The following is a 13347-nucleotide window of genomic DNA, read 5'->3' on the forward strand; positions in this document are numbered from 1 at the left end:
ATTGCGTGGTAAAATAGAATGAAACTTTAATCATCGAGAATATTTTCATTCTCGATGATTATTAGTTTTCAGCGATGTTAATTTTAATAAAATGAAACTTTTGAAAGATAGAAAGGATCGTTATTTGTGAAACAAGTAAAGTTTATACATGCGGCTGATTTGCATTTGGATAGTCCGTTTAAAGGAATGGAGATGAATGTTGCGCAGTCTGTTTGGGAGAGAATGAAGCAAAGTACGTTTGAATCATTTGAGCGTATTGTTGATAAAGCGATTCAAGAGCGCGTTGATTTCGTATTACTAGCTGGGGATTTGTATGATGCGGAGACGAGAAGTTTGAGGGCGCAAGTGTTTGTGCGTGAGCAAATGAAGAGACTTTCGCAGTACGATATCCCTGTTTTTATTATTCACGGTAACCATGATCATTTAGGGGGAAGCTGGGCAGCAATTGAGTTTCCGGAAAATATTCATGTATTTACTGAGCCTTATGTAGAAGAGAAATCATTTTATAAAAATGGTGAGCTATTAGCTTCTATTTATGGGTTTAGTTATTTGCAGCAAGCGGTAACGGATAATATGACAGCGCAGTATACGAAAATGAGTGATGCGCCTTTTCATATTGGCATGCTTCACGGAAGTGTGGAAGGAGATGCAGAGCATAATCGCTATGCACCGTTTCAAATTCGTGAGTTGAAAGAAAAACAGTTTGATTATTGGGCTCTTGGCCATATACATAAACGTGAAATTTTATCAGAAGAGCCATACATTATTTATCCAGGGAACATACAAGGTCGTCATCGTAAGGAAACAGGTGAGAAGGGTGCGTACCTTATTGAACTTACGAAACAAGGAACGCATTGCTCATTTTTCCATACGGCAGATGTTGTATGGGATGAGATCGAAGTTTGTATTGATGGACTTGAAACTGTTGATGAACTTATGACGAGCATGTCAACTGCGATGAATGAGTGCCGAAGAGAAGAGGAAGGGACGCTTTTAACTGTCGTATTCACAGGGCAGGGCCCACTTTCTCCTTATTTGCGTGACGAAAAGCGTGTGGAAGAGATTTTTCACATTTTAGCATCTGGCGAAGAGCGAAAAGATTTCGTATATGCAATGAAGTGGAAAAATGAGACGGTTTCTTTTGCGGAAATCGAACGTTTGAAAGCGGAAAATCATTTCGTCGGTAGTGTGCTAAAGGAGCTAGAAGCTTTCACAAATATGGACGGCGTGTTGCGCACCATTTGGACATCTCCTGTAGCGCGTAATAGTATTGAATCTTTTACAGAAGACGAGAAGAAAGAGATTCAAAAGGAAGCAGAAAATATTATTTTAGAACAATTATTCCAGCAAGAGAGGGATAAAAAATGAGAATTGAAAAACTCCATATTTATGGGTACGGAAAATTAGAAAATGTGGAAATGGATCTTTCCTTGCTGACGGTACTATACGGTGAAAACGAAGCGGGGAAATCGACAATTCGCTCGTTTATGAAAAGTATTTTGTTCGGTTTTCCGACGAGAGGACAGCGCCGTTATGAGCCGAAAGAAGGCGGGAAGTATGGCGGTGCGCTGACTGTGCAAACAGAGCAGTACGGCCGTTTGAAAATTGAACGATTGCCAAAGACGGCAGCTGGCGAGGTAACCGTTTATTTTGAAGACGGGAAAACGGGCGGCGAGGAGATTTTAAACAATATATTAAGCGGGGTGAATGAAAGTTTATTTGAATCGGTCTTTTCATTTGATATGCATGGTCTTCAAAATATTCATCAGCTCGGCGAAGCGGATATTGGCAATTATTTATTTTCGGCAAGTGCAGTCGGAAGCGATGCGCTATTACAGTTAGATAAAAAGCTAGAAAAAGAAATGGATCAACGCTTTAAACCGAGTGGGCGTAAACCGGAAATTAACGTGTCACTGCAAGAGATGAAGAAGCTTGAAGAGAAGATGAAAGAGTGGCAAGGAAAAATTGGCACGTATGAAAAACAAGTGGAGCAGTTAAAAGAAAGTGAAGAGAAGCTTGCTTCTGTTCGCGTGGAAAAAGAGAATGCAGAAAAGCGAAAGCAAGATTATGAAATATTAGCAGCGCTTGAGCCACTCGTTATTGAAAAGCGTGCGCATGAGAAAGTGTTAGAAAATGAAAAAGGGCAGTTTCCTGTAAAAGGAACGGCGCGCTATGAAGCAATTAAGGCGAAGATGGAGCCGCTTAGGTTACAAGTTGATTCGCTCCATAAGAAAATAGAGACGGTGCAATCGGAAATTGACTCGATTCAAATAGATGAAGAGTTTTTACAAAAAGAAAGTTATGTAGAAGAACTTCGTATGCAGCATTTGTCGTATGAAAATGCACGCCAAGAAATGCGTGATATGAGCGGGAATGTTGCGAATATAAAAGAAGAAATCGCAGAGCTAGAGCAACAAATCGGTGCTACTTTTGAAAAAGAAACAGTCCTTTCGTTTGATATGAGTTTGGCAACGAAAGAGCTGATTACGCAAACAGTGCAAAAGGCGCGCGAATTAGAAACGCAAAAAGCACAGCTTGATGATCGTTTTAAAGTAGCGCAAGAGCAATTAGAAGAACAAGAAGAAAATATAAGACAGATTCAGAAACAAATGTTAGTGGATGAAGAGCGAAATACGTTAGTTGAGAAAGAGAAATCGTTCCAAGATGCGGCGTTTATCGGTATGGGCGCAGAGAGAATGAAGCGCAAGTATGAGGAAAAAGCAGGAGCAGCTATGCAAAAGAAAAAGCAGTGGCAAAGAGTTTGTCTTCTGTTACTTCTTATTAACACGCTTGTTTTATTCACGAGTTTATTTATTGATAACCGCCCGCTCTTATTTATTAGTGTTATTGTTTTTGTAGGGATTGTTCTTGCCCTTGTTTTATATAAAGATCCGTCAAGTGGATTACAAGAAGAGCTTCTTACTCTTCAGCAAAGTGCTGGCGGGAGACAAAGTGAAGAAGCGCTGTCTGTGCGCTATCAGTTAGAAAAAGATGAAGAGGTTCGGAAGCTATTTGAGCGTGAGTCTTATAAATTGCAGCAAATGGAGCGAGCTTACGATAAAGTCGTTTCATCGTATGAGGAATGGGAGAGAGAAACGTTCCAGGCGGGAGAACAAGTAGATGCATATAAAACGCGCTATATGTTCCCAGAATTTTATACGTATGCACACATATTGCCAGCGTTTGAGCGTATTGAAAAAATGCAGCAATTATATCGTGAATTAGATAAGCAAGGTACGCGAAAATCTTCATTATATGAAATGATTTCGCATTTTGAACAGAAACTAGAAGCTGTTATCGGTAGTGCGGAGTATAGTAAGCTACACGGGGCACAAAGGCTTATGCAAAATGAGAAAGAGAAGAGACAAACTTGTAAGCAGCTGAAAGAGAAACTGGCGGAATGGCAAGAAGAATATGAGTTTATGCAAGAACAATTAAAGCAATTGCTAGTAGAACGAGACAGTTTATGGCATATTGCAGATGCTACAGATGAAGAGATGTTTTTAGAAGCAGGTAAACTAGCGGAAAAACGTGAAGATGCTGAGAAACAAGTAGTGCGTTTATTACCGCAAATTGATCTGTTAGAACAGCGTTTAAAGAGTTTATCATTAGCTGAACATTACGAAGCTGACGGTTATGAAGAGAAATTAAAGAGAGAAATTACAGTCGTACAAAACTGTCTGGCGCAAGAGAAAGAACTGACAGAGCGCATCGCGAAACATCGTATGGAAATTGCGAATTTAGAAGAAGGTAGTACGTACGGAGATTTAATGCATGAATGGGAAATGAAAAAAGCGCAATTGCGTGAACAAGTGAAGAAATGGGCTGCTTATGCGGCCGCAAAAACGGTGTTAACGAAAACGAAGCAATATTATCATGAAGTGCATCTGCCTCGTATTTTACAAAAATCAGAAGAGTATTTCGTCTATTTAACGGGCGGACGCTATAGTAAAATCTTTTCACCGTCAGAGGCGGAGCCGTTCATTGTTGAACGTAACGACGGTATACGTTTTTACAGTCATGAACTAAGCCAAGCGACAGCGGAGCAGTTATATTTAGCGCTGAGATTTGCACTTGCGAAAACATTTGAACATGATTACCCATTTATTATTGATGATAGTTTCGTGCACTTTGATGCGGTAAGGACGGATCGAACGATTGAACTAATAAAGGAAATCGCAAAAGATAGACAAGTCATCTTCTTTACATGTCATGCGCATTTACTCGCGTATTTTACAGAAAAACAGATTGTAAAATTAACGCATAAGCGTAAAGAAAATGAGTTGTGATATGCTATACTAAAAGTAACTGATTTGGTGGAGGAATTCGAATGAAAAAGAAAATTGCAGAATATGAAGTTGGTGAACAAGTCGATGTTTTCTTGTTAATTAAAACAGCGACAAAAGGTCTAGCAAGTAATGGAAAGCCATTTTTAACAGTAATCTTACAAGATCCAAGTGGAGATATTGAAGCGAAGCTATGGGACGTATCACCAGAAGTTGAGAAACAATATGTAGCAGAAACAATCGTTAAAGTAGCTGGTGATATTTTAAACTACAAAGGACGTATTCAATTACGTGTGAAACAAATCCGTGTTGCGAATGAAAATGAAGTAACAGACATCTCGGATTTCGTAGAAAAAGCACCAGTGAAAAAAGAAGATATGGTTGAGAAAATTACACAATACATATTTGAAATGAGAAATCCGAACATTCAACGTCTAACAAGACATTTGTTAAATAAGCATCAAAACGAATTTTTAGAATATCCAGCAGCGACAAAGAACCATCACGAGTTCGTATCTGGACTAGCTTATCACGTCGTATCGATGCTAGATTTAGCGAAAGCTATTTCAAATCTATACCCATCATTAGATAAAGACTTACTATATGCAGGCGTTATTTTACATGACCTTGGTAAAGTAATTGAACTATCTGGCCCAATTTCTACAACGTATACGTTAGAAGGAAACTTACTAGGACACATTTCTATCATGGTGAACGAAATCGGTAAAGCAGCAGACGAATTGCAAATCGATGCAGAAGAAGTATTAATTCTTCAACACATCGTCCTTTCTCATCACGGAAAAGCGGAATGGGGTAGCCCAAAACCACCATTAGTAAAAGAAGCAGAAATTCTGCATTACATCGATAACTTAGATGCAAAAATGAACATGATGGACCGCGCATTAGGACGTACAAAACCAGGTGAATACACAGAGCGTGTCTTCGCACTTGATAATCGTTCGTTCTATAAACCGACGTTCCATAATTAAAAGTGTGAATAAAGTGGCCTCATTAAGTTTTAAAAGCTTAGTGAGGCTGTTTTCTTTATTAAAAATTAAATGAAATAGTTAAGAAGTACGCATGGGATTAACGAAGAACGATTAAAACATATCTCACCACTAGAATGGGAGCATATCAACTTTAATATGGCAGATACTTAGAATCGCTTCAGCCTGTATAACAGGCCTAAAAATAAGAGTTGAAACTTGTTTAGCATCTATTTTTGTTAAAAGGTGGGAGAATTGTGCTATGATGTGGGCAAATATAAAACTATCTAAAGGAGGGATTTACATGCCGCATATTGTGTTTCGTGGAATTACTACTGAACAATTAAAACACATAAGCAAGCCATTAGTAGAAGAGCTCGCAGAGATTTGTGAGTGTGGTACGGATAATTTTACGTTGGAACTACCAAGTTCTACGTTTATATTCAATGGAGAAGAAATAGAAGCGTTTCCTCTTATTGAAGTGAAATGGTTCGAGCGTGGACAGGAAATTCGTAATCGATTTGCCAAGGCCATTACTACATATGTAATGGATTTTGGACTTCCAGAAGTAGAGGTTGTATTTACGGTTTTCACAGAATCAGCGTATTATATTAACGGGAAGCATTGTGCAAGTTAGAGCTATTATAAATGTTTTTGTAACATTTATAAGGGATAGAACCACATCGCTATCAAGCTAACTAGACAAAATACCCTCTAAAAAGAGAAAGGCGTTATTCTTTCTGAGAAATCATAGGAAAGGATAACGCCTTTATATCAATTTTAATATAATCGATTCACTTCTTTATAAAAAGTTTGGTTATTTTATTGAAGCTTATTCCACAAACACACCCGTTTGTTCACTTTTTTACTGTTTGAAAGCCATACTTTTTATATTGATTCATTTATTGGAAAAACAGAAAGTTTTAAACTCTCTCTATTACATATTTATTTTTGGAAAAATAGCCTAACTCCAAATACTAATAATACTGTGCCAGTAATACCCTCTATTGTACGGTTCACCTTTTCTTTTCTTAAAAAAGTTCTTAATTGACGTATTAGAGAGATATAAAGTAAATACCATATTGCTGTCAAAGTCGTAAATGTGAATCCCAACAAAAGAAATTGGAAGAAATGACTTTGATTACTCACAATAAATTGGGGTAGAAAACTAAGGAAAAATACAGCCGTTTTTGGGTTTAAGATTGCCGTGGTAAATCCTTGTCTAAAACTTTTAACCGTTCCAATATCCTTAGAGTTTATTTCCACTGAACCTGACATATCTTCTTTTTTAGAAAAGGCACTTTTAATTGACTTTACAGCTAAATAAATTAAATAAAATGCCCCAGCATATTTTATTAATGTAAATAGCATAGCAAATTTCATTAAGATAGCAGAGAGCCCTAGTGTAGCCATTATTGTATGAATCATCATTCCAGATACCGTTCCTAAGACGGTCTTTATCCCACCATTTCTACCATGAGAGATAGTGTTTTTTGTAACTAAAGCAAAACCGGGACCAGGCATCATTATAATAAGGAGTGCTGTAAGGATAAATAGCATATAATTTTCCATGTTCTGGTATTTCCTTTCTGATTTTTAGTTTCGCTTATAGTATAGCTTTTTTCCTTAAAACATTAAATATAAAAAGTGTGATCAGGATAGTATCATAAACTTTCAAGGAGTTGTAATTGAATTATAGAGGGCTTCACTTGAATAATGTTCTTCTGTAAATGAGCGTTTTAATAGAATGTCAATTATATAAATAATCAGATTTTTGAATAAAATGATAACTCAATTAAATAAATTAAGAGCGTTTTTTAATTACTTTTTCTCGGAACACTCTTAATTTTCTTTCGTTTATCGAGGGTATTAGTATCAACTTGACCAAACATTATCCAAAAACTACATTTAACATTTACGAAAGCATATTCGAATAATCATTCATTAAATTTCTTATCAATCAACAAAAATTAATTATCATAAGGAAGAGGTACGTGAACTTCTATTTAAGAAATTACTTATTCTTGAAAAAAATGAATTAACTCCCCATAAATAATTGTAAAGATATAAAATTCTATAATTCCCTCGGAACAAAAAAGTTGTCTTTTATAGCAACGAAGTTCATTTTTATCGTTTTGGGGTAGTGTATTCTTGTTAGCTTGATGTGCATGGAGAGCTTTAAGTCTTTAGCTTGATAGTGATGTGACGCTATCCAGAAATTAATGATTTTACACCCTAAATGTTATTTAACAAAAAAATCTTGAATTCGAGACTTTTCACTTGCTTTTCAATCACTTGAGGTGTAAAGTGATAGTAACGAAAGCGATTGAGTCATATGAAAAACATACACTCAGTTGTTTTCGATTAAAAAACAAAGTAACTTATACAGTAAAAACTAAGATGAATTTACAAAAACATAATTAAGAATAAATTGAAAAGCTAAAAACCATATTAGTTGTGGGAAATGTTATTTTTTTAGTTATCACTTGACTAGTAAAACGAAACGGAGGAATAACCAATGTATAAAATTAAAGGGCATCATCACATTTCAATGGTTACGAAAAATGCAAATGAAAATAATCACTTTTATAAAAACGTGCTTGGCTTGCGTCGTGTGAAAATGACAGTAAACCAAGATGATCCGTCAATGTACCACTTATTTTATGGAGATAAAACAGGAAGTCCAGGTACGGAATTATCATTTTTTGAAATTCCATTAGTAGGAAGAACATATCGCGGTACGAATGCGATTACTCGAATTGGATTACTTGTTCCTTCAGAGGATAGCTTGCATTACTGGAAAGAACGCTTTGAAAAATTTGATGTGAAACATAGTGAAATGACAACATATGCAAATCGTCCTGCTTTGCAATTTGAGGATGCTGAAGGTCTTCGCTTAGTACTACTCGTTTCAAACGGGGAAAAAGTAGAGCACTGGGAAACTTGGGAGAAATCAGAAGTTCCTGCAAAGCATCAAATTCAAGGAATGGGTTCTGTGGAAATGACGGTTCGTAGACTTGATAAAATGGCGAGTACACTTACAGAAATGTTTGGTTATACAGAGGTTAGCCGTAGCGAAGAGGAAGCAATTTTTCAATCCATTAAAGGAGAGGCTTTTGGAGAAATCGTTGTGAAATATTTAGATGGACCTACTGAAAAGCCGGGCCGAGGGAGCATTCACCATTTAGCAATTCGCGTGAAAAACGATGCAGAGCTTGCCTATTGGGAAGAACAGGTGAAACAAAGAGGCTTCCAGTCTTCAGGAATCATCGACCGTTTCTACTTTAAAAGCTTATATTTCCGTGAATCAAACGGAATCCTTTTTGAAATTGCGACAGATGGACCAGGATTTACAGTTGATGGAGATGTGGAACATTTAGGAGAAAAACTTGATTTACCACCGTTCTTAGAAGATCAGCGTGCAGAGATTGAAGCGAATTTAGCACCTATTGAAGAGAAGTAATAGGAGAGAAAATATAAATTAAAAAACATTGGAGGAATATAAAATGAACCAATTAAAAGGAATTCACCACGTTACAGCGATTACAAGTAGTGCAGAAAAGAACTATGAGTTTTTCACTCACGTTTTAGGAATGCGTTTAGTTAAGAAAACAGTAAACCAAGATGATATTCAAACGTATCATTTATTCTTTGCAGATGATAAAGGTAGTGCAGGAACAGATATGACATTCTTTGATTTCCCAGGTGTTCCGAAAGGAGTACACGGTACAAATGAAATTTCAAAAACTTCATTCCGTGTTCCGACTGATGCAGCATTAGAGTATTGGGTGAAACGCTTTGACCGTCTTGAAGTAGAACATACAGGAATTAAAGAGCAATTTGGTAAGAAAACTCTTTCTTTCGTTGACTTTGATGACCAACAATATCAATTAATCTCAGATGAACTTGATAAAGGAATCGAATCAGGTACACCGTGGCAAAACGGGCCAGTACCATTAGAATATGCAATCACTGGTTTAGGACCTGTATTTATCCGTATTGCAAACTTTAGCTTCTTCAAAGAAGTGTTAGAAAAAGTTCTATTATTTAAAGAGGTTGCGCAAGAAGGGGAATTCTATTTATTTGAAGTGAACAAAGGCGGAAACGGTGCATCTGTTATTGTAGAACATAATACAGTTCTTCCTGAAGCACAACAAGGTTTTGGTACAGTGCACCATGCGGCATTCCGCGTAGAAGATCGCGCTGTATTAGAAGAATGGATTGAGAGAATCAGTAGCGTAGGACTTCCTTCATCTGGCTATGTAAACCGTCACTTCTTCGAATCATTATACGCAAGAGTTGCACCACAAATCTTATTTGAATTTGCAACAGATGGCCCAGGATTTATGGGAGATGAGTCATACGAAACGCTTGGCGAAAAATTATCTTTACCTCCATTCCTAGAGCCAAAACGTGAAGAAATTGAAAAATTAGTTCGTCCAATTGATACAGTGAGAAGTACGAAGGAATTTATTAAAGAGTAAAATAGAGATAGTAAGTAGGAGAGCAAGTAGTTTTAGCGAAGTGCTGGAACTGCTTGCTTTTTTATTTGTTCTATTAAGTTTTCTGACAATTGTTTCTCAAGTCATCAAAAAGGAAAACTTTGGTATAATTAAAATATTAAATTTTCTGATAATTATTTTTCAATACATAGAAAAGGAGTGGTAATATACAATTTTGATAATTGTATAAAAATCCTAATTTTGTAATTTTGGAGAAAAGGGGATGCGAGTGTATGGGAGCAGATGTAGTAACAAGGGAGCAAATGAAACATTCTTTAGATGATTGGTATCGTGTAATGTTGCAGCAAAATATAGAGAAGGCTACGGAAATGAAAGAGGAGATTGAAAGTAAGATTAGTGGGTTGGATGTGGATCAGGATGTATTGCTTTATCATGCGTTGTTGAATTTTAGATATGATGCATTAGTTGATTGGATTGGGGTTAGAGAAGATAGTTTTGATAAAGTGGAATCTTTCGAAATTCCAATAGAAGGTTTTCTAGCTTATTACTATCACTTTTTTAAAGGGTTTCATTGCACATTAATTTCAAATTATAACGAAGCGAAAGAACAGTATGAGCAAGCTGAGAAGTTATTGAAATATATTGCCGATCCGATAGAACATGCGGAGTTTCATTATCGGATGGGGAATTTCTATTATCATTCTTATCAACAAATCAATGCGATTGATTACTTGAAAAAGGCAAAAGAAGATTTTACGAAGCAACCAGGATATGAGATTAATTTGGCTTTATGTGAGAATATATTGGGGTTATGCTATGTTGATTTAAATCAATTTGAGTTAGCGGAGGAGATATTTAATCATTCACTAAATATTTTTCAACAAATTGACCATGAAAAATATATTTTAATGGTTAGAAATAACTTAGGGTTGCTATATGCAAATCAGAATTTATCAGAATTAGCAATTCGGCATTTATCCGAAGTAACAAAGAAAGCCCCTAATCATTTTAGAGCACTGTACTTGGAAGCTGATGAATATTTAAAAATAAATGAATTTGAAAAAGCTAGTGTCATAATAAGTAAAGGATTACATATTTGTAATCAGTTGAAGAATCAAGAATATCAATACCGATTCATGGTTTTAAATGTAATGAATACAAATGTTGATGCATTAGAGGAGGCTGTTATAGCGGGAGTTTCTTACTTTGAAAGAGAAGAATTGTTTGACTGTATTCAGGAATATACAGAACGCTTAGCAGATCAATTTTATAATATAAACAATCATGAAAAGGCTAGTAAATATTATCGCATGAGTAATGAATCAAGGAAAAAACAGGTGGCAAAAGGGGCGTTAAAATAATGAAAAAAATTGTATTAGCATTAATTGGATTTGCATTTACTTTTTCAGTTTTAGGTTCCCACGATTTTAATACTATTGCTCTTAATAAGGGAGACACAGGCGGAGCACCGGCAAGACTAAAATATGTTAGCTTTAATAAGGGAGACACGGGTGGAGCACCAGCAAGACCAGACTACGTTAACATTGGCGAAACAGGCGGAGCACCAGCAGATAATAGAGGCGACGGCGGCGGAGTAAGTCAACTATAATAACAAAGAACGGGACTTCAACATGAAGTCCCTTTTTCTATTTTCAGGCCATGTAGAGAAAAGAATTGACTTACTTTAAATATGTAACTATAATAGTTACAGAATAACCATTAGTAATAGAAATGAGTTATATTTTTTTAGTATAATTGTAACCATTTCAGTTACAATTAAAAAGAGAACATAAAATAACCAAAAAATGTAAAAACTTTTAAATAGCAACAAGAGAAAGGAGACGGGAACTTTGAAACGGTTTAAGTTTTATATGATTAGCGGTATTGTGCTCGTTTTGTTAATTGTTTGTAATTTCGTCGATAAGCCGATTGCGAAGGTTGGAGAAGTGAAAGATACTGTTATGATGAAGCTGAATACGAAAGAGAGTATGGCGCAAATTGATGGGCAGACGATTTATTTTAAACAAATTGGTGAGGGGAAACCTCCTTTACTTATGCTGCATGGGTTTGGTGGTTCTTCTGATGGGTTTAGTGATATTTATCCGGAACTAGCGCGAGACCATACGATTATTGCGGTTGATATTTTAGGGTTTGGGCGTTCTTCTAAGCCGGTTGATTTTCAGTATTCGTTTCCTGCGCAAGTGAATTTATATTATAAGTTAATGAAGAAGCTCGGATACGATCAGTTTGCGGTGCTCGGCCATTCAATGGGCGGAGAGATGTCCCTTAATTTAGCGTATTTATATCCGGATGCAGTGACGCATCTCATCTTGGCGGATGCTACAGGGATAGAGTCTTTCCAGCAAAAAGAAAGTTATGAAGTACCACCGCTATCGACGGACTTACAAACTGTAACTGAGATTACGAAGTATAATAAAAATGAAGTAAAAAATAGCCGTGATGATAAAGAGCATTATGATCAGCTTACGAAAATGAGAGAGCGCCGCATTGCGATGGAAGCTGATAAAATTAAGGTACCGACTTTAATTATATGGGGACGACATGATAAGAGTGTTTCTTGGAAAAATGGTGAACTGTATCATGGGTTATTTGCGAATAGTACGTTTCATATTATTGAAAAAGGATACCACGCACCGTTTCGTCAGGAACCAATTGAGTTTATGGAATATGTACAAGCATTTTTCGCGAAGCATCCACAATAAAATTTTTAGGTATAAATCCACTTCTTTCCTCATAGAGTGAAACTAATAAGGCTTGTCTAAGGAAAGGAATGAAGTGATTTGGAAACTTTACCATGGTGGGTGTATCTTGTGATTGTCGGGATTGTACTAAGTGGCTACATGGTTTTATATACTTCGAAAAAAGAGCAAGATATGGATAATGAGTTTATTGAAAAAGAAGGCGAAGTGTATATGAAGCGCTTAGAAGAAGAGCGCGAGAAACGTAATCAGGATAGTGATAAAGATTCGGTATTGCTTTAATAGATTACGTTTAAAGAAGAGAAATATATTGTATTTCTCTTCTTTTTTATTATGTTAAATATTTGTATAAGAGAAAAGTATAGGTTTCGTTTGTTAGCTGTCATTTTAAAATTGAAGACTTATTAAATGAAAAAATTGATATTTGCTTGAGGGTATTTTATATTTAAAATATTAAATATATAGTTTTATTGTTGTTGGAGGAGATAAGAACTAACATGAATACAAAAAAATTTCAAACCTATGTGGCGTTGTCAACAAAAGACTGGAGTGCTGAAACATTTGTAAGAACCTTAGAAGAGATTGTATCTTCGGCAAAAGAATATGAAAATGATTATATTGAAGTCCATCAAGTACTAGAAATGGTAGTAACAGAAGTTGAAGTTGAGTATGTAATCATTCTAAATCATACGAGAAACTTAGATGATTTGGGGAAATACCTTAAATAATAATTTTTAAATACTGTTTATAAAAAGGAATGCTGTTCTATTTGGATAGAATGGTATTCCTTTTTGTCGCTGTTAATAATATAAGGGATTTTGATATGGAATTTTAAAAAGAGAGTGTTAATATTGGCCCTCTAAAAAAGGGTGTAATCAGTATGACAAAGGAA

At 35.8% G+C, this 13347-nt stretch carries 12 protein-coding genes; 11 read left to right on the plus strand and 1 reads right to left on the minus strand.

Going from position 1 to position 13347, the window contains the following annotated elements:
* The first annotated feature begins 126 nt into the window (after nt 1–126).
* The 4 genes from AC3EMB_RS05420 to AC3EMB_RS05435 all read left to right on the plus strand — a co-directional run bounded on the left by AC3EMB_RS05420 (nt 127) and on the right by AC3EMB_RS05435 (nt 5909).
* Nucleotides 127–1368, plus strand: coding sequence for a metallophosphoesterase family protein (locus AC3EMB_RS05420; protein ID WP_366988022.1), 1242 nt, complete (start codon nt 127–129; stop codon nt 1366–1368).
* Complete coding sequence (locus AC3EMB_RS05425) at nt 1365–4289, plus strand: ATP-binding protein (protein WP_488517556.1); 2925 nt, start codon at nt 1365–1367, stop codon at nt 4287–4289. Before AC3EMB_RS05420 ends, AC3EMB_RS05425 begins: the two co-directional genes overlap by 4 nt.
* A 41-nt stretch (nt 4290–4330) precedes the next feature.
* Entirely contained in the window at nt 4331–5275 is a 945-nt protein-coding gene (gene yhaM / locus AC3EMB_RS05430) for a 3'-5' exoribonuclease YhaM (protein WP_000726652.1), read from the plus strand.
* 301 nt (nt 5276–5576) lie between these two features.
* Nucleotides 5577–5909 (plus strand): DUF1904 family protein, encoded by a 333-nt coding sequence (locus tag AC3EMB_RS05435; RefSeq protein WP_406654524.1) that lies wholly within the window; start codon nt 5577–5579, stop codon nt 5907–5909.
* Nucleotides 5910–6217: 308 nt separating this feature from the next.
* On the opposite strand, the gene AC3EMB_RS05440 is transcribed toward AC3EMB_RS05435, so the two are convergent.
* On the minus strand, nt 6218–6844 hold the full coding sequence (locus tag AC3EMB_RS05440; protein WP_000433006.1) for a LysE family translocator: 627 nt from the start codon (nt 6842–6844) through the stop codon (nt 6218–6220).
* Nucleotides 6845–7790: 946 nt separating this feature from the next.
* On the opposite strand from AC3EMB_RS05440, the gene AC3EMB_RS05445 reads away from it, so the two are divergent.
* The 7 genes from AC3EMB_RS05445 (at nt 7791) to AC3EMB_RS05475 (ending at nt 13183) form a co-directional block, all read left to right on the plus strand.
* Nucleotides 7791–8735: a ring-cleaving dioxygenase gene (locus AC3EMB_RS05445; RefSeq protein ID WP_340784551.1), complete on the plus strand. Its 945-nt coding sequence runs from the start codon at nt 7791–7793 to the stop codon at nt 8733–8735.
* A gap of 43 nt (nt 8736–8778) precedes the next feature.
* Nucleotides 8779–9756: a ring-cleaving dioxygenase gene (locus tag AC3EMB_RS05450; RefSeq protein WP_053565091.1), complete on the plus strand. Its 978-nt coding sequence runs from the start codon at nt 8779–8781 to the stop codon at nt 9754–9756.
* 251 nt (nt 9757–10007) lie between these two features.
* A complete protein-coding gene (locus tag AC3EMB_RS05455; protein WP_095691291.1) occupies nt 10008–11096 on the plus strand; it encodes a response regulator aspartate phosphatase in 1089 nt (362 codons plus the stop codon).
* Nucleotides 11096–11344, plus strand: a complete 249-nt coding sequence (locus tag AC3EMB_RS05460) for a hypothetical protein (protein ID WP_098126494.1) — start codon at nt 11096–11098, stop codon at nt 11342–11344. Before AC3EMB_RS05455 ends, AC3EMB_RS05460 begins: the two co-directional genes overlap by 1 nt.
* Nucleotides 11345–11585: 241 nt before the next feature.
* The gene (locus AC3EMB_RS05465; protein WP_070179910.1) at nt 11586–12458 is read left to right on the plus strand and encodes an alpha/beta fold hydrolase; all 873 of its coding nucleotides are present in this window, start codon (nt 11586–11588) and stop codon (nt 12456–12458) included.
* A gap of 78 nt (nt 12459–12536) precedes the next feature.
* On the plus strand, nt 12537–12737 hold the full coding sequence (locus AC3EMB_RS05470; protein ID WP_000449223.1) for a sporulation YhaL family protein: 201 nt from the start codon (nt 12537–12539) through the stop codon (nt 12735–12737).
* Nucleotides 12738–12952: 215 nt separating this feature from the next.
* Nucleotides 12953–13183 (plus strand): hypothetical protein, encoded by a 231-nt coding sequence (locus tag AC3EMB_RS05475; RefSeq protein WP_001093032.1) that lies wholly within the window; start codon nt 12953–12955, stop codon nt 13181–13183.
* The last annotated feature ends 164 nt before the right edge of the window (nt 13184–13347 follow it).

The organism is Bacillus sp. LQ16, assembly GCF_057784645.1.